Origin of the sequence: Legionella brunensis (genome assembly GCF_001467025.1) — a bacterium.
Lineage (GTDB): Bacteria > Pseudomonadota > Gammaproteobacteria > Legionellales > Legionellaceae > Tatlockia > Tatlockia brunensis.
On record NZ_LNXV01000033.1, the window covers coordinates 34,127 to 56,524 of the forward strand.

Consider the following 22,398-nt stretch of genomic DNA (forward strand, 5'->3'; position numbering starts at 1 on the left):
TAGATGGCAATGATGGATACAATAATTCAGTTTATACCAGGTATGTTTGGGGGCGTTGACAAGCTATTTGCTATCCATCCTAGCGATCAAGAGAGAGCAATTCACTGCTTAAATTTAGCGTTCTACAACTCTGTTACCTTAGAGCAATTCACTAAGCTATGCACCGATTATCTTTGTAATTCAGGATGCAATAAAGCTCATATCGACCAGCAAGTGGATAGGCTAAAAAAAGCAAACTTTAATCCCTACAATAAAACTTCATGCCATACTTGCTGGCTTATTTCTTATGAAAAATGCGTTGACATATCAGTTTTCAGTGGAGAAAGAAGTCTGAATTTGAAAGAAGTGATTAACATCGTCGATGGTAGAAAAGGCACGAATGCAATTAAAGATCACATAAATTTCTACGTTTCAGCAGTATATTTTGATGTGAATCAACAGATCTCTTTTCAACAAAGAAATAGTGAGTTTACAAGGGATAATTTTGCCAAACCATATAAAAAACCATACGCTGATTTAATTGTGTTTGAATTGAATGAGTTTTATATTGTTGCTAGAAAGGTTCGGCATTTAAAGTACGTTGATTCAAAAAAGGTTGAGTTTCATGAAGTGGCATATGACTCAATAAATCGAATTAATAAATTGCATGGGATATGTATCTAATGCAACAAGTTGAAAAAGGTAAATTGCTATTTTCCCCTTCAGATCTAATCACGTTTTTAGGCTGCCACCATGCAACATACCTTGATTTGAAATGGCTGAGTGGCGAGATTAAACCAGCAGAAGACAGTGCCTCAAATAAGCTACTACAAGACAAGGGATATGAGCACGAAAAGAATTACCTTCAATCGCTGAAAGATAATGCTAAAGTCATCTTTGAAATCTCTAAAGATCAGCCTTCAGAAGTCCGCACACGCAAAACTACTGATGCATTACAATCGGGGCCTGAGATTATTTATCAAGCAAGGCTTACTGATGCCCCATGGTATGGTGATGCTGATTTTTTAATTAAGACTAATACACCATCTAAATTAGGCGCGTTTAGCTATGAAGTACTGGACACAAAATTAAGCAGGTCGCCCGAGCCAAAACACATCATGCAGTTATGTGTCTACAGTGACCTTCTTGAAAAAGTACAAGGATTACGCCCTAAACTAATGCATTTGGTTCTTGGCGATGGTTCGCATGTTGAATTCAAAGTGGATGATTTTTTTCATTATTACAAGAAGGCAAAGCAACGATTCGAAGCTTATGCAAATAATCCACCTGCCAGCTCTTATCCAGAGTCTTGCGCTCATTGCCTTTTATGTCATTGGCGTGATCGTTGCACGAAGCTTTGGCAAAATGATGATCATTTAAATTTGATTGCAAATATTCAGCGGTCTCAAATTGATAAGCTATTAAAAGCCAGTATTAACACTGTAGCTGATTTAGCAGTCTTGCCAGTAGACAGTAAGATTGAAGAATTAAATCAAGACGTTTTCTTGAGGCTTCGCTCTCAGGCTATATTGCAGACCTATAAGCGCAATATGAATCAAAACAAGTTAGAAATCCTTGGGTCTCTGCCTGGTAAAGGATTTAAACGTTTACCGCTTCCAGACACGGGCGATCTATTTTTTGATATGGAAGGCGATCCTCTTTATCAAGGTGGGCTTGAATACCTGTTTGGAATATATTACCTCAAGGATGGAAAAGAAACCTTTCTTCCATTTTGGGCGCATAACCATCAAGAGGAACAACTGGCTTTTGAGCTATTCATGGCATTTCTTACGCAACATTTAAGTCATTATCCAGATGCTCACATTTACCATTACAATCATTATGAAACCACTGCTTTAAAGCGCTTGGCTTGCCAATATGGGGTTTGTACTGAGCAGGTAGACAACTTACTGCGTCAGAAGAAGTTTGTCGATTTATACAAGGTTGTGCGCGAAAGTATCCGTACCTCTGAGCCTGGTTACTCCATCAAAAACCTTGAAACTTTTTATATGGAGAAAAGAGACAATGCCGTTGCCACTGCTATGGATAGTATTGTGGTTTATAACCAATGGCGTGAGTCCGGTGATGATGCGCTTCTTCAAGAAATAGCTGATTATAATGAGGTAGATTGTATCTCAACTGCACGTTTACGAGATTGGCTTATCACATTAAGACCAGAAGGGCTTGAATGGTTTAAAAATCAAACTCAAGAAGATACGGCAGTACCATCAGCACGTAAAGATTGGGAAATTGAATATGAAAAATATCATGCTCTTTTGAATGTGGACACAGATGATGGTAATACCCCTTTACGACAGCGGATATTGGATTTATTAGAGTTTCATAATCGTGAAGCTAAACCGCAATATTGGGCAATGTTTGAACGTCAGGATAAATTTGAAGATGAGTTAATTGATGACACAGATTGTATTGGCGGATTGATTCGATTTGGAGAACCTGAGGAAGAAAAAAGTTCATTTGTTTACAGTTATCATTTTCCTGCTCAAGAATACAAAGTAAAAGTAGGAGATGGGGTAATTGACACCTCAACCTTGGATTCGGTTGGAACTGTCTTTGCTATTGATGAAGATGAAGGAGTCGTTAAGCTTAAGAGAGGTAAAAAACAAGCACCACCGCCAGATCGTTTTTCAATTGGTCCTGGAAGACCTATTGATGCTAAAACCATGCGAGCTGCCATTTACAATGTCGCTGATAATATTATTGAAGGAAACACTCATTGCTATCAGGCAATTAAAGATATATTAAATAAATCATTACCTCGTATTCGTGGAAAAATTGCTGGTTCACCTTTAATCACCTCAACTGATCTCCAGAACGAAACGCTGGATATAATAAATAATTTGGATAATAGTTATCTGTTCATCCAAGGCCCACCTGGAGCTGGAAAAACGTATACCAGTAGCCATATTATCGTTGAGCTTATGCGACGTGGTAAAAAGATAGGTGTTGCAGCCAATGCCCACAAAGCCATTCATAATTTATTGGATAAAATTGAAGCTGTTGCTTCAGCGCAGGGATTTCAATTTGAAGGAGCAAAAAAGGCAAGCAAAGGAAGTGTGGAATCTTACTATGAAGGACGATGTATAAAAAGCATCGAGAAAACAGAAGCACTCACTCTTAATGAAAATCTTGTTGCTGGTACAGCATGGTTTTTATCAAATGACTATTTGAAAGGGCAACTTGATTACTTGTTTATCGATGAAGCAGGTCAGGTTGCCGTAGCTAATGTGGTTGCGATGGGAATAGCTGCCAAGAATATTATATTAATCGGCGATCAAATGCAGCTTGGGCAACCTATACAAGGAACTCATCCTGGTGAAGCAGGTCTTTCGATTCTTGATTTTCTTCTAGGCGATCATGCGACTATTCCACCAGAGCAAGGTGTATTTTTAGATAATACTCGAAGAATGCGTCCAAGCGTTTGCCAGTTCATTTCAGACGCTTTCTATGAAGGTAGACTTCACGCGCATGAATCAACATCTAATCGAGCTTTACTATTTAATGGGATTGCTTTACCTGAAGAAGGAATCCATGTGATTGATGCTAACCATGAAGGATGCTCTCAAAAAAGTATTGAAGAAGGGATAATCATTAAACATCTTTATCAGGAGCTACTTAAACAGGAGTTTAAAGAAGATGGTAAAGAGCCACGTACAATAACCTACAAAGATATCCTCGTTGTGACTCCCTATAACGTGCAGGTCAATTATTTACGCTCTATTTTGCCAGAAGGTGCACAAGTAGGTACGGTGGATAAGTTTCAAGGGCAAGAAGCACCTATTGTCTTGGTTTCCATGGTTACTTCAAGTGCTGAGGATTTACCGCGCAATATTGAGTTTCTCTATAGTAAAAATCGGTTGAATGTAGCCATCTCGCGCGCTCAGTGCCTATCAGTGGTTGTGGTAAATCCAAACTTAATGGAAGTACCCTGTAAAACAGTGCAGCAAATGAAGTTGGTGAATACCTTTTGTTGGCTTACCGGAATGAGTAGCAATTGATTTGGCTATACCTGTGGCTATACCCGACGTGAAAAATCAAACTAAAAATTCAAATTTAAAATCGTAACCTATTGATTTTATTGGCGTCCCGGAGAGGATTTGAACCTCCGACCTGCCCCTTAGGAGGGGGCTGCGCTATCCAGCTGTGCCACCGGGACTTCTCGTAGGCAAGTCTAGCGTTATCATCAAGAAATGACAATAAACATTTTGGATGACAACTCATGGTCACCTATTCAGCCCTAGAGCAAAGAATGTGCGCTTCTTATTCAGTGAAAATTAATTAGGTAAATAAATTTTTCTAATCAACAAGTTATTACTAGCTGAAATTTAATTTTGCGGATAATCTATTGCGGTTAATTAATTTTAATTTCTACTCTTAATTACTCAAGGTTCAAGGATGCCGATGATAAAGCGATATATTGGATTGGTTGCAGTAAGTTTTGCCTGTTACAGTATGGGGGGAACGACGGCTTACTCTCATGCATTGCAAACTAGTCTGTATGGGGGGATTAGTCGTACTCATATAGACCCAGGCCCTCTACACATCTCGGAAAGCGAAACTGATATTTTGCATTCTGATAATGACAGCGAAGGTACGATTGGCATTGGTTTGGGTTGGCAGTTTAATTTACTTAATCAAAATAATACCCATGGCCTGTTAGGTGGTTTTATTGCAGGGCTAAATTATTTTCATTTTAGTGCTGAGCCTGGCGGTGAGGTTTGGCTTTATGGAATGCCGCAGTTTGTCAATTATGACTATCAATTCTCTTTGGATACGGATCGTTTATTGGTCAATGGCCAAATGGAGCTGTTTCCTGCTCTGCAAGTCATCCAACCCTATGTAGAAGCAGGGGTAGGGTATGCTCATATTCGCAGTCAATATTGTGAATTGCCAACGTTGGGGTCTGGAGCTACTGATGGCAATTTAATCTTTCCACGCCGTAGTGACAATCAGTGGGTGTATACTTTGGGCGCTGGGGTTAAAACACAACTTTCACCTCAATGGACGTTATCACTTGCTTACAATTTTACTGATTTCGGCACTATCCATGCGGGACCGTATGATAGTGACGTAGTCATTCAGCAACCCCTGGATATTGCAATGAAATTACATACAGCATTGCTTGGTATTACTTATCAATGGGCTTAATAGGAATTAAAAGCATGAAATTCTTTGTCACCCTTATTAGCGTGGTTGTTAGTCTTTTCTCTTCAAATACTTGGGCACAACCTGGGCCCTCTTTGTTTATTGCGACTTATCCACAAAAGTTGACGGTTAGCTATGGGGCTAATCATCAACCTGTGCAGTTACAATATACTATCGTTAGTAATCTTCCTGGCAAATCCCAAACCCTTAGTAAATTCGAATTTGCCTCCAGGACACCAAATAGTCGTATTATTGTCAGTAGCATCACCAATACTTGTCAAAGTGTTTTACAACCGCAAGGCCCAAAGGGGGTGTGTACTGTGAATGTTAATGTACAGGTATCCGGGATCCAATATCCGAGCCATAGTGCGCTACCTATAGCACCGTATCACTTGCAATTTACTTATGGCAGTGGTCGCGGTACAACTATGGTTAGTAAACCCATTAATTTTCAGTTTGCTACAGGCGCAAGTATTCCTACTGCGGCAAGGACATTTACCTTTAAAAATTATTGCAACTATGCTGTGTGGTTGGGTATTTCAGGGGGAGCTACAAATAGCATTAAGCCGGTTATTGCCAAGGATTTGCAAAGTTGCAAGGATACTGTTCGTTCTTCAGATTGCTACCCAGGCTCGACTTGTGTCCCAGTTGGTAGTGGAGTAAATCATTGTTTTTGGAAAAATCCAGTTCCTACGGGCGGTAATTACCAATTGGCTAAAAATGGCAGTGCTACGGTGAGTTTCCCTGTCTATGATAATGGGATTGACGCTCAATGGAGCGGGGGGGTTGCAGGTCGTACCAATTGCACCAGTACTGGGTGTGATACTGGAGATTGTAATGGTGGTGCAGCTAGTGGGCATAATGGGGCTTGCAAAGTAGCCACGGGTTTTAATGCTCCTGTTTCGACAGCAGAATTTACATTATTGGGTGCATTACCACTTGTTTACAGTAATACAGCTCAAGGTAATACTGATGTGGATACTTATGATGTCACTGTGATTAATGGGGTGACAACGCCAATTAGTATGAAGCCTGCAAATGGTGTATGGGGAGGGAGAGCAAAACCGTATCGTTGCGGAGTACCAGGTGCCTCAACGAATACACAATCATCTGCCGCTTGTGAGTGGAGTAGTTTTAATCCTCCCAACAGTAAAGCCTATCTTTGGGTCAAATTTCAAAGCAGTGCAATCGAAAATGAATGCCTTAATACCAATTGCACACAAGGCAAAAGCTGTGGTGCTTCTTTTAATCCCGGAAGCGGGGGCAAAGTGGTAAAAAACGTTTGTGGCCAAGCATTAGGATTTTGGACTGCTGATGCTTTTTGTGCAAAGGATGCTACGTTTCAGGATAGCCGCATTGGTGTTAACTGTAGCGCACGTTTAGCGTCCCCAGATAGTCAATACACCCAGGCACAGTTATATGGTTGTTCAACAGGGATTTTCAAAAATTCTTGTTACACGACGGGTGCGGTTTCAGGTTCATGTTGCGGATGTGTTGATTGGAATACCTTGGGCATTAATGTACCAGCGCCTCCCATTACACAATCTTGTAATGGGATCAAAACCGAGAATTGGGTTACTGTCTCTCAGCCTAAGCTTGAGTGGCTAAAAGATGCTTGCTCAAATGCTTATGTCTATCCTTATGATGATGCAAGCAGCACTTTTACTTGTCAGAAATTAAATAGTCAGGATATTAATCAAGTTAATTATGTGATTAGTTTTTGTCCTCAAACCTAGCACTTGAGAACTCGCGACAGACTGCTCTGGTTCTCGTGTTTCATACTGACACGAGTTCCATGAGGATATAATAGTACAAACTTTCTGCGAGTAAAAAACCATATTTACCGTCTAGGCTCCGTGACATAGAGGATTAAAATACTCACTAATAAAGGAATATTTTTAACAATTGGTCCAAAAGGATCTAGCCAAAAATAAGGAAGCTTAAAAGAAATAATTAGGGTATAGAGGAGGATTAAAATTATCTGAATAATACAATTTATTTTAGTTTTGTAATTTATCAATAAGCTTAGGCCGATTGCCCCATCTAGGATAGAGGCACCGTAAAGAAATACAGGTTGCAACAATGCGGGAATGCCAACTGTATTCAGTAAGAAATAAGAGGCTTTGTGAGGATAAAGCGCAAGACTGGTAAGCCCCGTAAATAGCCACATCAATGCCAGAGTAATTCTAAGCAAGGGTCTAAGAAAAAATAATCTGGCATGCCAATAATCTTGTATGCTGCAAGGGGAGCTTTGCATGCCTTCTCTGAAATTTTTAGGTACCAAATTCACTTTTTCTTGGAATTGTTTCGTGTTGTCTGAAGTGGCTACATTTCCTTGCTCAAGCATATTAATTGCAGGGGTATTGATAGTACGGTAAAAAAATAAACTTCCTAATCGACCAAGAATTCGTATTAGGCGCATAGGAATATAAACAAAAGAGGGGGGTTTAAGACCTAGCCATTGGCGTATGGTTGCAAACATGTTTTTTAAACTAATGGTCTCAGAAGAAACTGCCGCTAAAATCATTGAGTCAGAAAAATCTTCCTCAATGATATGTTTGATAGCGTTTGCTAAGTCTGTTGTGTGGATTGGTTGAAATAGTTGTTCTCCATGGCCTGGTAAAGGGATGAGGGGTAAGGCTGAGAGGCTTTTCATTAGCGCCATGCTTCCCCGAGCGTTAGCTCCATAAATTAGCGAGGGCCTCAATATAATATGCTGAATTTTTAAGGATGTTAAAAATTTTTCAGCGGCCATTTTGCTTTTAGCATATTCTGTATTGTAATGTTCAATCCCTAAGGCGGAGAGCTGAATAATTTTTTTTACCTTAGATTTTTTAGCGGCTTCAAATAAAACCTTAGGTGTTTCATAATGAACCTGCCAGATAACATTTTTGTTGCGGTGATAAAAAATGCCGACACAGTTAATGACTACATCAATTCCCTTGAGGCGAGGAAGCCAAATATCAATAGAAGTATCTTCCAGGAAATTGCAATAAATAACTTTAACTTGTGGCAAACGCTGTGTTAAGGTCTTGGTATCTCTAGCACCACAATAAATATCATGGTTATTACCATTTCCAAGTATTGTGGCAACTTGGGAACCTACCAATCCCGAGGCACCTAGAATTAGAATTTTTTGAGTATCACCCATAATTTAACCGTTATTGTAGGGCATACAGAGGGCCGTCGATGTTCTAAAAAATAGGATATCAAACTCTCTATATCTTTAGGAGTTTGATATTCTATTTTGCGAGATAGTTTTTGGCTATAAACCACCTCTTGTTAAAAGTAGAATAATTAAAATTAGCAAAATCAAACCAACAGCCCCACTAGGATAGTAGCCCCAACCCCTGCTATAAGGCCATCTTGGTAGAAGAGCGAGTAGAATGATAATTAATAAAAGTAATCCAAGTAAGCTCATGATAATTCCCTTAAAATAATAAAAATTCCATTTATAGGACGAGTGATTTTTTTATTTATATTATTAGTAGTAGTATGGCATAAATAATTAAAGTATTTTTTTAGGTATCTTTAAATAATCATAATTAGACGAAATTTAAGAAATTTTATCTGAGTTAGATTGGTTATTAGCTATACTTTTATAATAAGAGTATTTTTATAAATATTCAGATCGAAACGGCAAAGTTATGAGGACAATAAGTGAAAGGAGTGAGAAATGAGTATTTATACCTTTATAAAGAAAGACCACAGAAATGTGGAAGAGCTTTTAGCAAAAATAGAAAAATTAGAATACGATCAAATCGAGTTACGTAATGATCTTTTTAATAAGTTACAAGCTAAAATTCTTGTTCATAGCAAAGCTGAAGAAAAAATATTTTATTCTCCATTGCAGCGTTTCTCTTTAACGGAAGAAGAAATTAAACACGCTAAAGAAGAGCATGCAAAAGTTGAACATATGCTTGAAAGACTCTCTGACAGTAGCCTTAATGGGGCTGGATGGTTTCATCTTTTTACAACTATGGCTGCTACCATAAGGCATCATATAAGAGAAGAGGAGAGCCAAATTTTTGAGGATGCTGAAGTTGAGTTATCATCAGAAAAAGCGCAAGAAATGGAAATTGCTATGAAAAATGAGGAACGAAAAATTGAGCATAATATACATCCACATATGCGATAATTTTTTGATAATTTGCTAAGTCTCTATTTTTTTCTGACTTGGCCTTTTTGGACATCTAATAATACAAAGGCTAAATCAATAAAATAAGCAATAATGTTCATATTTTTTGATTTAATTATTTTGCTTCGTGATAGTTTATTTAAAATAATTTGCAAAATTTTTATTCTTAGATAGTTAAAAAGTAACCTGTAAATCATCACCGTTCCTTTCTTTAAAAATACATAAGCAGTATAGAACATTTCTATGGATATTTTTTAGAGTTATCTGATAAAAAATTTGGAAAATGAAATAAAACTTCGATAGCGAAAAAAATAATGAATTACAGTTGGTGGATAAACTTCAGAAGGGAGTATTCACTCCCCTCTGCAAGTAATATGCTTAGGAATGGGTAAGTTCTTTTTGTACAGCTTGAGCTTGTGCAAGATGTTCCTGAACATGAACGCGAGTTATTATTAATTGCTTTTTCACCATGGGATTTGTAGCTTGAGGTATTAACTTCTGATTTAATAATGCTAATGCTGCAGCGTGGTCTTTAATCATAGCAGCGATATAAGCCTTCTCAAAAGCCAAACCTTGCAGTCTATTTAAGGTGGCCATCTCTTGCTTCCCTTTGCTTTGCAGCATCATAGCAACACTGCCATTTTCTGGCATTACACCAATTCTTCTGCTTATATTTTGGGTCTCTTGCAAGTTTTGGCTATGCGTCTTATTCATCAACGCAGCATAATTTTTTACAGCTGGATTCGTTGCTTTTCTTTGAGCTTCAGTTGCTGCAGCAATTTCATTCCTATTGAGAACAACTAACCCACCTAAAATTTTAGCATCAACCTTTGCTTGAGCCGGAGTAACAACTACATTAGCTGGAAGATCGTTGTAAGCATCATTGGAGTTTGTTGAGCATCCAGAAGCTAAAAGGATGGCGCTTAATGTTAATGGAAAAAGAAATTGTGATTTCATAAATGTCCTTATTTAGAGTTGAGAGCCTTAAGAAGCATTAGAGTACAACATAAGTAAGTAAAAAAATATAGAAAAAATAAAAACATTTTAAGTCTTCTTCTATCATTATCCTCAAAACAAACAGTATTTTTGGTAACGATTAAAATTTGAATTTTCTGCTCTAATAATAAATTTTTTGCAAAAATCATGAAGAAAAAAATTTTTTAATTCATAAAGTTAAATAGAATCTTAATTTTTCAGGGTTGATGTACTTGTGATTTTGTCCTATTCCTTTGAAAGAAGACTTAATTAAGGAGGAAATATGCCACAAGGAGATAAGTCAAAATATACTGATAAACAAAAGCGTCAAGCCCATCATATCGAAGAAAAATATCGTAAAGAAGGTATTTCTAAAAGTGAGGCAGAGGAGCGTGCTTGGCGAACCGTTAATAAACAAGATAAAGTAGGGAAAAAATAATTCTTCAGAAAATGAGGGAGCTGCTAGAAGAATACTAATACAGCTCCATACTCTTAGTTTTGAATTTATTCACATTCCAACATAATTAGGTCCACCGCCTCCTTCAGGGGCTTGCCAGATAATATTTTGACGAGGATCTTTAATATCACAGGTTTTGCAATGGATGCAGTTCTGAGCATTGATCTGTAGTTTCGGTTTACCCTCTACCTCGACTATTTCATAAACTGCAGCAGGGCAGTAACGTGTCTCAGGGGATGCATATTGCTCATAATTAACCTCTATTGCAAGTTTAGCATTGCGAAGTTTTAGGTGGCTGGGTTGATTTTCTTCGTGATAGGTATTTGATAAATAAACGGAAGATAATCTATCAAAAGTTAACACGCCATCTGGCTTAGGGTAGTCAATTTTCTTAGCCTTCGCAGCAGGGGTAAGGGTGGTATGGTCGGCATGATGCTTCATTGTCCAGGGTGATTTGCCGCGAGTAATATAAGTTTCAAAAGCGGCATTCGCCAAACCTATCCAAAGACCATGTTTGAAGCCGGGACGAATATTTCTTACTTTATATAGTTCCTCTGTCAACCAGGATTGCTTCATTTTTTCAGGATAAGTCTTTAACTCGACTTGTGATTCACTTTCTTCGCGATTGAAAGTCTCAAAACAAGCTTCTGCTGCAAGCATTCCGGACTTCATGGCAGCATGAATACCTTTGATTTTAGGGACATTGAGAAAACCAGCTGCATCACCAATAAGAACGCCGCCTGGGAAAGTTAGCTTTGGAATGGATTGCCACCCACCTTCATTAAGAGCTCGAGCCCCATAACTTAGACGCTCTCCTTGCATTAACAATTCACTTACCATTGGGTGAGTTTTAAAGCGTTGTAACTCAGCAAAAGGGTTTAGCCAGGGATTTTTGTAATCCAACCCGATCACGAAACCAAGAGCCACGCGATTTTTTGATAGATGATAAATAAATGAGCCTCCATAAGTGGCGTTGTCTAGTGGCCAGCCAACGGTATGTATGACTCTACCGAGTTGATGTTTTTCGGGGGTAACTTGCCAAACTTCTTTAATTCCAATCCCATATGTTTGAGGCTGCACATTATCACGTAAGTGAAAGCGTCGCATCAAATTTTGACTGAGCTGACCTCGACAGCCTTCGGCAAAAAGCGTTTGTTTGGCATGCAAATGCATTCCAGGTTGATAATGTGCTGTTTTCTCGCCAGTTTTATCAATACCTACATCACCTGTGCCAACGCCAATGACTTGGCCATGAGTATTATAAAGAATCTCTGTTGCCGCAAATCCTGGGTATATTTCACAACCCAAATTTTCAGCCTGAGTTGCTAGAAACTGGCAAAGCTCTCCTAGGCTAATAATGTAATTACCGTGATTTTGCATTGGTTTTGGAGTAGGGAGGCGAAAAGCACGTTTATTAGTTAAGAAATAAAAATCATCTTGTGTTACTGGAGTATCGAGTGGTGCTTCTTGCCAATTTTCGGGTAATAGTTCTTGTAGACTTCTTGGTTCAAGTACAGCCCCAGATAAGATGTGAGCACCTATTTGAGCGCCTTTTTCAAGGATGCAAACACTTAATTCTTTATTGTCTTTTGCAGCTAATTGTTTGAGCTTTATAGCAGCAGATAATCCTGCAGGTCCTCCGCCGACAATGACTACATCATATTCCATTGTTTCGTGTTGCACACCAACTCCTTTACAATCAAAAAGGAAAATGATCGCTTTTCTTGGGCTTAAGATCAAGGTTTGTCCGCTGACACAAAGAGAGATTGTAAGGAAGATGATATTTATCTTTCTTCTTGTATAATGTTAATTCGAGTTGCTTTCTGATTATCTTAAAATGTATTTGCGAAAAATTCTTACAGCAGTTTTTTATCGTAAGCCCAATGGCATTGAACCAGTTAGGGCCTGGCTAAAACTATTAAGTAAGTCTGATAAAAAAATTATTGGAGAGGACATACGCGAAGTTGAATATCATTGGCCTATTGGCATGCCTAAAGTGAAATATTTAGACAAAAAATTATGGGAAGTTCGCTCTGATGTCACTGAAAATAAAACAGCAAGAATTTTTTTTACAACTGATAAAAATAATATGATTTTATTACACGGTTTATTTAAGAAGAGTCGTAAGACCCCGCCGAAGGATTTGGAGATAGCACATGAGCGTAAAGATAATGCTTTAAAAAGCGGGGGAGGATAATATGAATGATTATATTGGCAGTTCGTTCGATGAGTTTCTAGAGGAAGAAAATTTATGGGTAGAAATGGAAGTGCTAGCCATAAAACGACCTCTTATTAAACAAATTGCGGAATATCTTAAAGAAAATAAGTTATCAAAAACAGACTTTGCCAAACAAATGAAGATAAATGTTTCACAGCTTAACAGGTTTCTAGATTCAAAAAATGCAAACTTAAACTTAAAAAATCTTGTTGCGCTTGCAAAGGCCTTAGGAAAGCAAGTTGAAGTTAACTTTGTTGATTGATATAGGATAAATTCATAAGATATAGGTAGTTGATATTTATCCTTCAACCCATAAGTTATGCTGTTTATGCCATTCTTCAATTGACAGCGGCGGATATTGTTTATAATGAATCTCTTGTTTTCCTTGAGGGATCTCACACCAATTAGCTGCATAAGCTAACATCATGTGAATTGTTTCCGGAGGTTTGGGTAAAGGGGTATCAATGGCCGAGGCAAATGGATGAATAAGCTCAGGCCAATGCGGATCAAATAACCATAAAAAACTGCCACAATGTTTGCAAAAATGCCGTTGTCCTGAGCTGACTTCTGAATTGCTTTTCTTACTTGGAGTAAGACGCGCTTGATAAATAGAGATAAACTCTTCCCCCTCAATTTTCAAACTGTCTGCTACGGCCATTATATTAATTGCATACCCACCACCTCCCGCAGTTTTACGACAAATCGAACAATAGCAACGCATGTAAGGGTAGGGGGAGTGTGTTTTGCAGTTAAAACGAACTGATTGACAATGACAAGAGCCTTGTAGTTCCATAGGATTGCTTCTTTGATGATAAAGTCTATGTCAACGATGCTGACATAGACTGATTTAAAATACTAGCGGCCACTACCTCCCACGCCACCTGTTCCTGCATAGCCTCCAACACCGCCGCCTCCGTAATCTTCTTCTGATGCTGGTTTGTTTTGGGTTTCAGAACAAGCACTGAGGAAAGTTGAAAGACCAAGCAGGGTTAACAAAATAATTACTACAGCTATCCTTGTCTTTCTCATATCAACTCCAATAGGGTGAGGATTCTTATATTATTTGATGATTAATTTTTTAGTCTACGCTACTTGGTTATAGAAATCATTATCTAATTTGTTTTTATATAACATTTCAAAAATTATCCGGTAGATGAGTAGTGGTAACTCGCCTTATAGTCTGGATTTAACAAAATTTCTGTCCTAAGTTAATAAAAGATAAATAATATTTAAGGACAAGGCTATGGGAACTACAGTTCGCTGTGTTGTTACTGCAAAAGGGGTAGATGGCAAATCCTTTATTGCAAAGGATCAACAGATTGCAATGGGGCCGTTAGGAATTTTTGATTTTTGGGCAACTGATCAAATGCCTGCCTCAATCGAAGGCCATAACATCCTTGATGGCAAGCCTACTCGTTTAGAACCGTCAACTAATGGAACTCTATTTCGTTTTTTTGAAATTCCCCCAGTACAAACCAATCTATCTACTGAAGAGGCCAATCAAAAAGCAGCAGACGCTTTTGCTGCGGCAGGAGCGACACACTGTCGAGTAGATACAAACCGTAATCCTATGATGCATACCACTAAAAGCATTGATTATGTGGTTGTTCTTAAAGGAGAGGTAACACTTTTATTAGATAAAGACGAAGTCAATCTAAAGCCTTTCGATGCCATTGTGCAACGCGGAACGAACCATTATTGGATAAATAAAGGTAAAGAGCCTGCATTGCTGATGGGGGTCTTAGTCGATGCAAAAGAAATCTAAAATCACAAGGAGTAGCCCATAAACTCAAAATATGGTTGTAAGTAAGTCACAATCGTTTATGGTGCAGTTAGGTACCTTTTTAGCAGTTGAATTGTATTCTGAATTGAGAGTTTATACCTAATAATTTGGTGAGTAACATGACAAAAAAAATAATTGCCATATTTGATTTTGATGGAACATTAACGACAGGGGCATCGAGTAGGTTAATGTTTTTCCGTCAGTTGGCTGGTTTACCGAAGTTATTGAGTGGTTTATTCATAGAATATTGTCATCATGGCTTGAGCAAATTGCAATTTACTCAGGATTTGCCACGAGGTGCTTACTTGGACAGTCTCTTATTGACAGGGCTTACTCGCGAAGAATTGCAAACTCAAGCGCAACATTTTATTTCACATATTCTGGCTAGATATCTTCGACATGAGGCTATTAAACGCTTGAATTTTCATCAAGATAATGGACACAACTGTATGATTATTAGTGGTGCGCTAGATATTTATTTGAAGCCTTGGGCCAAACAGTACAATGTAGAGCAGGTGATTTGTACAGAGCTGGAGTTTGACTCTGAGACTGGCGAAAGCACAGGGCGAATGCGGAATACTTATTGTCTTGGGCAAAGGAAAGTTGAGCAATTTGAAAAAATATACGCAAATCGTGATGATTATATTATTTATGCCTATGGTGATAGTACCCATGATCTGGAGTTATTAAATTATGCTGATCATGCATTCTATAGAACATTTACTCATGATTGATGCTATTCAAAATAGTTAAATAGTCAAAAATTTATAAACTTAGTAAAATTGCTTGATCCTCTGGAAAAAACTTCACAAATACCGTATAAATTGAATGTCTCGTAGTATCAATTTTTATTTGTGTAATTAATCAATAAAGGTGAGCGCATGACGTATAGCACGCGAACAATCGCGCTGGGGTGTGTTCTATCATTTAATGCCTTGGCAGGAACTTACTTACCGGCAGTATCACTTGAGGAAACCCACGGTAATCGTTGGTCTATCCTTGCAAGTTTGGGCTACGGGCAATATCAACATATATACAGTGATGATGGTCAGACACCTTTAGGACGATTGGCAGTTGCTGCCGAATTACTAACTACTAGCCAAACTGCTTTTGGGCTGGAAGTTGGTGTGCAAAATGGTAACCGTATGCGAGTAGCTCTACCAGTGCATACCTTGGATGTCTTGAGTGGTGGTATAGTAAGAACCACCGTAAAACCCATGCTCGATCTGTTGCTTACAGCAAACACCACCCCGATCAATGAAAGTTTGCTTTTCACGCAAATCAAAGGAGGCCTTGCCTATCGCCAGTGGCAAATGGAAACTGATTTGATAGGCAATAAGACAGAATTAGCTGGTGAAGTACAAGCAGGTTTTGGTTACCCACTGACAGAAATTACTAGTTTGAATCTTTTATATCAAGGTGTTTTTGGGGGTAGTCCAAAACTTCGTCAAGGCAGTTTGGGTGAGAGTTGGCATTTTTCAAATATCCCTGTACAACACGGGATATTATTTGGATTTTCTGTCATAGCCTAGTACAGATGTCACTAAGGCTGATGTCATGGACTCCGCGGTTTTTATCGCGGAGATTCTACAAAGCAATATGCCCATTGTGTCTTACTATTCGTCGAAGTGCCATTATGAAGCCATGCCCTTTGTGTGATAGAGTATTGCTCATTTTTAAAAATATTTTTAATTATGTCGCTAACAACCGATGACCTCGTTGTAGAAAATCCCGTACTTCCTAAAAAGCTTGGCGCATTTTTTTTGTATTTTATCAAAAAGCAACCGATTGCTTTTGCTATCTTTTTTTTAGCACCTATCTCTATTGTTCTGGAAACTACGATTATTCCCTATGCGCTTAAGATGATTGTTGATGGGGTCAGTAGTCAACAGGACAATCGTGCCTCAGCATTTGCAGCTGTAGCGCCTGCCTTATGGTTAGGAGGAGCGGCTTGGTTTGGACTGGTATTAATTATTCGCCTGCAAAATTGGTGGCAGGGTTATGTGATTCCCAAATTCCAAGCTCAAATTCGTTTGTCGGTATTTGAATATTTATCAAGACATTCCTATCATTATTTTTCGAACCAAATGGCAGGAAGTCTTGCTAATAAAGTCAATGACTTACCGCGGGCACTCGAAGCAATTCGCATGATCATTAGTTGGAATGGCATTTCAACCTGTAGTGCAATTCTTGTTTCTTTGATCATTTTAACCACCATTAATGGTTGGTTTGCCATATTACTTCTTAGTTGGATTATTGTGCAGTTGGGCATTAGTCTTTATTTTGCTCGTAACATAAATCGCTACTCGGAAGAAAATGCAGAAGATAAAAGTGAATTAAGCGGAAGAATTGTTGACACCCTTGGTAATATTGGAGCAGTGAAATTATTTGCTCGTGGGAATGATGAGTTGACTTACATTGGTAAAAGTCAAAAACAAGAGGCAATTAGTAATAAAAAACTCATTATTTACATGAATATTTTTCGTCTGTTTTTGGATATCCCTGTAACAATCATGTTGGGAGTAATGGTTTATTTACTCATTTCTTTCTGGCAGCGTAATCTAATTACTACTGGCGATCTGGTCTTTATCTTTAGCTCCTTTTTTTCCATCATGACGCAAATGTGGTATTTGAGCCATGCTATGGCCGATCTTTTTCGTGAGATTGGAGTAGCCAGACAAGCTTTATCTTTGATTGTAAGCCCCATTGAAGTTACTGATGCTGAGAATGCAAAACAATTAGAAGTCACTGAAGGACAGATTATCTTTGAAAATGTCAGTTTCCATTATGAAAAAGGGAATAAAGTTTTCCAGAACAAATCTGTCATCATTAATCCAAAAGAGCGCGTTGGTTTAGTAGGTTATTCCGGCAGTGGTAAAACTACTTTTATTAATTTGATTCTACGTTTTTTTGATGTAGAAAAGGGGAGAATTTTAATTGATGGACAAGATATTAGTTTGGCTACTCAAGACTCTTTGCGGGAATCCATTAGCATGATTCCTCAAGATCCAACGCTATTTCATCGCAGTTTGTTCGAAAATATTTCTTTTGGCAAACTGCAAGCTTTGGAGTCTCAAGTAATTGATGCTGCTAAACAAGCGCATTGTCATGATTTCATCATGAATTTACCTCACGGTTATGAGACATTGGTGGGGGAACGAGGTGTCAAATTATCGGGAGGGCAAAGGCAAAGAATAGCAATCGCTCGCGCCATTTTAAAAAATGCCAGGATTCTTATCTTGGATGAGGCGACCTCACAATTAGATTCTTTAACAGAAGAGTCAATCCAAGCTTCTTTATTTGCATTAATGCAGGATAAAACAACATTAGTCATAGCTCACCGTTTATCGACATTGTTGCATATGGACAGGATTTTAGTTTTTGATCGAGGTGTTATTGTCGAAGACGGTACTCATGATGATTTAATTTCAAAATCAGGGCTATATAAGGCAATGTGGGATGCGCAAGTGGGTGGATTTTTGCCGGAAAAAAGAAATGACTGCTCTTTGAAAAGTGATTAATAACTTTAAATTCAAGGATTAAGAAATTGGGGAGTAATGCTTATGAAAGCAGGTGAATTTTATGCTGGAGGCTTAGATCTACAATTTTTTCACAGCAATGATTTTGAGGTGATGGATGAGGGAAATCCTTCTCGACATGCCGCGATCATTGCTAGAAATGCGCTGCGAATTTTGATGATGGGTTGGCGCGAGGATTGGCAGAAAATTATCTCTGTTAAAGTTCTTAAAGCTGTATTTATTCAGCGTGATAGGGAATTAATGCGAGGCATGCGCTTGGCATTCCAGGAGGGATTTCAGTCTGTCTATGAGCAATTAAAAAAGCATACTCCTCTAACTCCCGAACAACATCGCCAAGCACTGCTCTATATTAGCAACTGCTTAACCTTGCTTCCATTTAGCGACATTAATCCCTATGAGTCTATAGCAGTACCACAATGGGTTAATGGCGAATGGCGGTTAGTGGATTACAAAGTTGTTCCTATTGAATTAACACCTACTAACGGTTTAAAGAAATTATTTATTAACGATAAAGATAGGGTATTTGCCTATGGCTTAGAACCTATTACCGATGATAAGGCCGAGCCACACTTATTGTTTATGGGGACGACCTATCCGGCAGGACAAGGTTTTGTAACGCAAATCAATACGGACCTGGAGGGGTTTGAGACTGTAGGTAACAAACTCTATCAAAGTGGACGTCAGAGGCTTTTTCATTGGCTCGATAAACAAACTAAAAAAGTACATGTTTGTGGTACTAGTTTAGGAGGTTCTTTATCATTGCTTTTAGCAATTGATCGTGGCGATAAGTTATCTCGAGTCGATGCTCTTAATCCAGCTGGTCTTTATGATTTTTGGTTTAAAGATCATTTTGATAATTGGGAAAAGCTCAATATCAAGCCACAAGTAATTATACAAAAACAAGGTAATGATCCTGTTTCGCAGTTTGGTGTTTGGAAAGAGGATTGGGATGTTGTTCATGTAATACCGCCACGCCATAAGCAAGGACCGAATCAATTTATCGACCATGCGCTCAATTACGCAGGTTTTGCTGAAACGCAATTTATTGGTGTTGATACCGTAATGGATAACGAAGAGCATCGGCAGCGTAATTTTTGGCTTTATACTTTGGGTAGGGGGCTAGTTTACTACCTGGGTTTGGTACCTTATCACTATTTTATTCGTCCTTGCTTACATTATGTTGCTACTCATAAAACTCAGATGACACTTACTTGTGCATTCATCGTTTTATTTAGTTTATTACCAATGTTTATACCTCTGGTTATTACTCCTGCTTTAAGTTTAGCCGCTATTATTCTAAATGCAGTAATATCGGGGGTAGTTACAAGTTTTCTTATTGATAGAACTCTTTGGTTTTTAATCGATTATTATAAAGGTGACAATTCTTCAGAGGTTTCAAAGCTTTTAAACTGGTTAAGGACGCAATCGCTATCTCCGGCAACAATGATAGGTATAGGGACTGTTGGTGTGGGAGCGGTGGTGACTCTTTTATTAGTAGGTACAATTTTAATGCCAGCTCTTCTGTTTACTGTTGCAAGTTTAACTACAGCCATTTATGCAACTTACAAGAGCAATGAGGCATTTAATATTGTCTTTGGTAGCGAGAAAATACCCCCAGCGGCTTGTCATGAGCCGCGAGTGCCTAAGAATGCCTCTCTGGATATCTATGCCAACGAAAAGGAGGAAGTTTTTAGCTTAAAAGAGTTAGGTGAATATTATTATGCTAAACGCGTGGTGCTGAAAGACAAATCATTTATACCTGAAAATGATAAAGGGCGGACTAGGTTTGGAGGGAGGTCGAAAAAAGAATTGCTAATGGGGCTTGAGACCGAGCCTCCAAACACGCTTATAACGGTGACAGCAACAAAAGCTAAATTCTATGAGATAAAACACACTGTAAGATTGATAAATCAAATAGGTTTGCATTCTTCAAAAGATAAGCAAAAGGAATTTTTGCAAGAAAACCTGGCCGATTATTATAGGGAAAAGCATGCTTTCCGCAAAAGTTAAATCAGATGAGCATGCAGCAATGTAGTTCTTTTTGCCTCAATAATTCATACTAAAGAAAAGAAGGGCTTAAGAAGCCTATTGTCTGGATGTTTCAAGATAAGCTTTAAAGGTGGTAAGGTCCTTGATGACTTCCAGACATTGTTGTCCTTTACACACATAAGCGCAACATTTTCCCTCAGGTTTTTTAAGCACAAGAGCTTCTGGCAATGCTGTTGCTTTGCTTGGAATAGCAAATACATAATTATTTACTGTCTTCGCACAAGCTCGCCAAATTTTTACTTCGGCTTGTTCTCCGCGAATAATAATAATTTCAGGTGGATTTAAATAGTCGTTTAATCCCAATAACAACGAACAATGTTCAGCTGGATAGCGAATTAACATTGTCCATGCAGCTTTTAGCGTTTGTTCTGCCGCTTCTGTGTAACGAATTTCATCTAACAAATGACCCAAAATAAACAGAGAGTGCACTAGCACACCATTCCCAGAGGGTATAGCATCATCCATCATTGGTTTGGGGCGATATAATAATTTTTCGTGGTTTTCTCCTGTAAAAAAGAATCCACCCGATGTTTCGTCAGTAAAGTTAGTCAAAATTGTTTCTGCTATTTCAATGGCAAATAATAAATGATCGGTATTCCATGATACTTCCAAGGCAGTGATTAATGCGTCTAATAAGAAAGCATAATCATCAAGGTATGCTAAAAGATAAGCATTACCGTTTTTGTAACTGGCTGATAAATGTTGGCCACTCCAAAGTTTTGTTTGGATGAAGTTAAGAGCCTGTTGTGCAGAAGCGATATATTTTTCGTTATTAAGATGATTTCCCGCTAGTAACATACCTTTAATCATTAGGGCATTCCAGGATGTTAAAATTTTTTCATCGCGAAAAGGTTGAGGCCTGTGGTTGCGTGCAGAAAGGAGTTTCTTCTTTGCTGAAGTAATTAAAGTATTGATCTCAGCTAAGGGAACATTTAAAAGTTTACTCAGTTTTTTGGGTGAATGAGCTCTATAAAAATGCCAATGCCCCTCAAAATTAGGAGGTTTATCCAAACCGTAATAGAGGGTAATCACTGTATACTCCTCTTTGGTTAACAATGTTTGTACCTCATTCTTATGCCAGCGATAGAACTTACCTTCCTCTCCTTCAGAATCAGCATCTAAACTCGAAAAATAGCCCCCTTCGATGGATTGCATGTCTGTTATGAGCCAATCTGCGGTCTCTGCGATAATGGTATTAAATGAAGGCCGTTTATATTGCTTGCTCGCAAGCGAATAAAGCGAAAGTAATTGGCCATTGTCGTAAAGCATTTTTTCAAAATGGGGGATATGCCATTTTTGATCGACAGTATAACGATAAAAACCGCCTGCCAGGTGGTCGTAAATCCCACCATTAATCATATGTTTTAGTGTGTCCAAGGCTAGGGGGGAATTGTTTCTTAATAGGTATTCTAATTTAGCCGCTTGTGGAAATTTAGGAGCACCACCAAATCCCCCGTATTGTTCGTCATAGTTTTGCTTCAGAACATCCAGAGCTAGCTGTAATGGTTGAGCATTTAGAGATAAGCTGAATGTTTTATTTTGGTGTTGCAAGATTCTTTTTAATTCTTGCCCCTGTTTTTGAATATCCTCTTGCTGGTTCTGGTATAAGTTGGCAATTACATGCAGAATCTTTCTAAAACTGGGCATTTGGTAGCGTTCTTCCGGTGGAAAATAAGTGCCACTAAAAAAAGGAGTCAAATCGGGCGTTAAAAAAATAGTCAGTGGCCAACCGCCACCTTGTTGGCTCAAGTAATAATGTGAGGTTTGGTAAATTTTGTCTAAATCAGGACGTTCTTCTTTGTCTACCTTGATGTTAACAAACAATTGATTCATTAGTGATGCAGTGTCTACATCTTCAAAAGATTCATGCGCCATTACATGACACCAATGACAGGCAGCATAACCTATCGAAAGAAGAATAGGTTTATTCTCTTTTTGTGCCTTATCAAAAGCTTCCTTTCCCCAGGGATACCATTCCACTGGATTATGTGCATGTTGCTGAAGATAAGGGCTATTCTCATGAATCAAATGATTTACTTGCACCATAGATTAATACTTTGTTAAAAATTAAATTGATTATCTTAAATATAGCAA

20 protein-coding genes and 1 tRNA gene are annotated in these 22,398 nt (G+C 38.3%); 13 read left to right on the top strand and 8 right to left on the bottom strand.

The features are described 5' to 3' along the window. The first annotated feature begins 3 nt into the window (after nt 1-3). Together Lbru_RS11435 and Lbru_RS11440 are read left to right on the top strand one after the other, a co-directional pair. Nucleotides 4-663 (top strand): hypothetical protein, encoded by a 660-nt coding sequence (locus tag Lbru_RS11435; RefSeq protein ID WP_058442270.1) that lies wholly within the window; start codon nt 4-6, stop codon nt 661-663. Further along, on the top strand, nt 663-3,998 hold the full coding sequence (locus Lbru_RS11440) for a TM0106 family RecB-like putative nuclease (protein WP_058442271.1): 3,336 nt from the start codon (nt 663-665) through the stop codon (nt 3,996-3,998). The genes Lbru_RS11435 and Lbru_RS11440 overlap by 1 nt, the downstream gene beginning before the upstream one ends. 81 nt (nt 3,999-4,079) lie before the next feature. On the opposite strand, the gene Lbru_RS11445 is transcribed toward Lbru_RS11440, so the two are convergent. Beyond that, a tRNA-Arg gene (locus Lbru_RS11445) sits at nt 4,080-4,156 on the bottom strand. Nucleotides 4,157-4,401: 245 nt separating this feature from the next. Between Lbru_RS11445 and Lbru_RS11450 the strand changes: the two genes are divergently transcribed. Both Lbru_RS11450 and Lbru_RS11455 read left to right on the top strand, forming a co-directional pair. Continuing rightward, entirely contained in the window at nt 4,402-5,148 is a 747-nt protein-coding gene (locus Lbru_RS11450; RefSeq protein ID WP_058442272.1) for an outer membrane protein, read from the top strand. A 14-nt stretch (nt 5,149-5,162) separates the two neighbouring features. Beyond that, complete coding sequence (locus Lbru_RS11455) at nt 5,163-6,881, top strand: thaumatin family protein (protein ID WP_058442273.1); 1,719 nt, start codon at nt 5,163-5,165, stop codon at nt 6,879-6,881. A gap of 104 nt (nt 6,882-6,985) precedes the next feature. Here the strand turns inward: Lbru_RS11455 and Lbru_RS11460 are convergent, their stop codons facing one another. Together Lbru_RS11460 and Lbru_RS16920 are read right to left on the bottom strand one after the other, a co-directional pair. Beyond that, complete coding sequence (locus tag Lbru_RS11460; RefSeq protein WP_058442274.1) at nt 6,986-8,296, bottom strand: SDR family oxidoreductase; 1,311 nt, start codon at nt 8,294-8,296, stop codon at nt 6,986-6,988. Between the two features lie 114 nt (nt 8,297-8,410). Continuing rightward, on the bottom strand, nt 8,411-8,566 hold the full coding sequence (locus tag Lbru_RS16920) for a DUF3309 family protein (RefSeq protein WP_083500908.1): 156 nt from the start codon (nt 8,564-8,566) through the stop codon (nt 8,411-8,413). Nucleotides 8,567-8,821: 255 nt separating this feature from the next. On the opposite strand from Lbru_RS16920, the gene Lbru_RS11465 reads away from it, so the two are divergent. Then, nucleotides 8,822-9,283, top strand: a complete 462-nt coding sequence (locus tag Lbru_RS11465) for a hemerythrin domain-containing protein (RefSeq protein ID WP_058442275.1) — start codon at nt 8,822-8,824, stop codon at nt 9,281-9,283. Nucleotides 9,284-9,661: 378 nt separating this feature from the next. On the opposite strand, the gene Lbru_RS11470 is transcribed toward Lbru_RS11465, so the two are convergent. Then, nucleotides 9,662-10,240, bottom strand: a complete 579-nt coding sequence (locus Lbru_RS11470; protein ID WP_058442276.1) for a DUF4142 domain-containing protein — start codon at nt 10,238-10,240, stop codon at nt 9,662-9,664. A gap of 301 nt (nt 10,241-10,541) precedes the next feature. Here Lbru_RS11470 and Lbru_RS17505 point away from each other — a divergent pair, with 301 nt between their 5' ends. Continuing rightward, on the top strand, nt 10,542-10,697 hold the full coding sequence (locus Lbru_RS17505; protein ID WP_058442278.1) for a hypothetical protein: 156 nt from the start codon (nt 10,542-10,544) through the stop codon (nt 10,695-10,697). A 69-nt stretch (nt 10,698-10,766) separates the two neighbouring features. Here Lbru_RS17505 and Lbru_RS11485 read toward each other — a convergent pair whose 3' ends face one another. Further along, nucleotides 10,767-12,398 (bottom strand): electron transfer flavoprotein-ubiquinone oxidoreductase, encoded by a 1,632-nt coding sequence (locus tag Lbru_RS11485; RefSeq protein WP_058442279.1) that lies wholly within the window; start codon nt 12,396-12,398, stop codon nt 10,767-10,769. Nucleotides 12,399-12,552: 154 nt separating this feature from the next. On the opposite strand from Lbru_RS11485, the gene Lbru_RS11490 reads away from it, so the two are divergent. Further along, complete coding sequence (locus Lbru_RS11490; RefSeq protein ID WP_058442280.1) at nt 12,553-12,912, top strand: type II toxin-antitoxin system RelE/ParE family toxin; 360 nt, start codon at nt 12,553-12,555, stop codon at nt 12,910-12,912. Between the two features lies 1 nt (nt 12,913). After that, nucleotides 12,914-13,195: a helix-turn-helix domain-containing protein gene (locus Lbru_RS11495; protein WP_058442281.1), complete on the top strand. Its 282-nt coding sequence runs from the start codon at nt 12,914-12,916 to the stop codon at nt 13,193-13,195. 36 nt (nt 13,196-13,231) lie between these two features. Here the strand turns inward: Lbru_RS11495 and Lbru_RS11500 are convergent, their stop codons facing one another. Continuing rightward, nucleotides 13,232-13,726 (bottom strand): GFA family protein, encoded by a 495-nt coding sequence (locus Lbru_RS11500; protein WP_058442282.1) that lies wholly within the window; start codon nt 13,724-13,726, stop codon nt 13,232-13,234. Nucleotides 13,727-13,788: 62 nt separating this feature from the next. Further along, entirely contained in the window at nt 13,789-13,962 is a 174-nt protein-coding gene (locus Lbru_RS17235; protein WP_157061513.1) for a hypothetical protein, read from the bottom strand. A gap of 214 nt (nt 13,963-14,176) precedes the next feature. On the opposite strand from Lbru_RS17235, the gene Lbru_RS11505 reads away from it, so the two are divergent. The 5 genes from Lbru_RS11505 (at nt 14,177) to Lbru_RS11525 (ending at nt 20,265) form a co-directional block, all read left to right on the top strand. Further along, a complete protein-coding gene (locus tag Lbru_RS11505; protein WP_058442283.1) occupies nt 14,177-14,698 on the top strand; it encodes a cupin domain-containing protein in 522 nt (173 codons plus the stop codon). Nucleotides 14,699-14,835: 137 nt separating this feature from the next. Further along, the gene (locus Lbru_RS11510) at nt 14,836-15,450 is read left to right on the top strand and encodes an HAD-IB family hydrolase (RefSeq protein WP_058442284.1); all 615 of its coding nucleotides are present in this window, start codon (nt 14,836-14,838) and stop codon (nt 15,448-15,450) included. 147 nt (nt 15,451-15,597) lie between these two features. Further along, complete coding sequence (locus Lbru_RS11515) at nt 15,598-16,248, top strand: hypothetical protein (RefSeq protein WP_058442285.1); 651 nt, start codon at nt 15,598-15,600, stop codon at nt 16,246-16,248. Between the two features lie 162 nt (nt 16,249-16,410). Then, nucleotides 16,411-18,237: an ABC transporter ATP-binding protein gene (locus Lbru_RS11520; RefSeq protein ID WP_058442286.1), complete on the top strand. Its 1,827-nt coding sequence runs from the start codon at nt 16,411-16,413 to the stop codon at nt 18,235-18,237. Between the two features lie 42 nt (nt 18,238-18,279). Then, nucleotides 18,280-20,265 (top strand): hypothetical protein, encoded by a 1,986-nt coding sequence (locus tag Lbru_RS11525; RefSeq protein ID WP_131793585.1) that lies wholly within the window; start codon nt 18,280-18,282, stop codon nt 20,263-20,265. Between the two features lie 75 nt (nt 20,266-20,340). Here the strand turns inward: Lbru_RS11525 and Lbru_RS11530 are convergent, their stop codons facing one another. Beyond that, the gene (locus tag Lbru_RS11530; protein WP_058442288.1) at nt 20,341-22,350 is read right to left on the bottom strand and encodes a thioredoxin domain-containing protein; all 2,010 of its coding nucleotides are present in this window, start codon (nt 22,348-22,350) and stop codon (nt 20,341-20,343) included. Between the last annotated feature and the right edge of the window lie 48 nt (nt 22,351-22,398).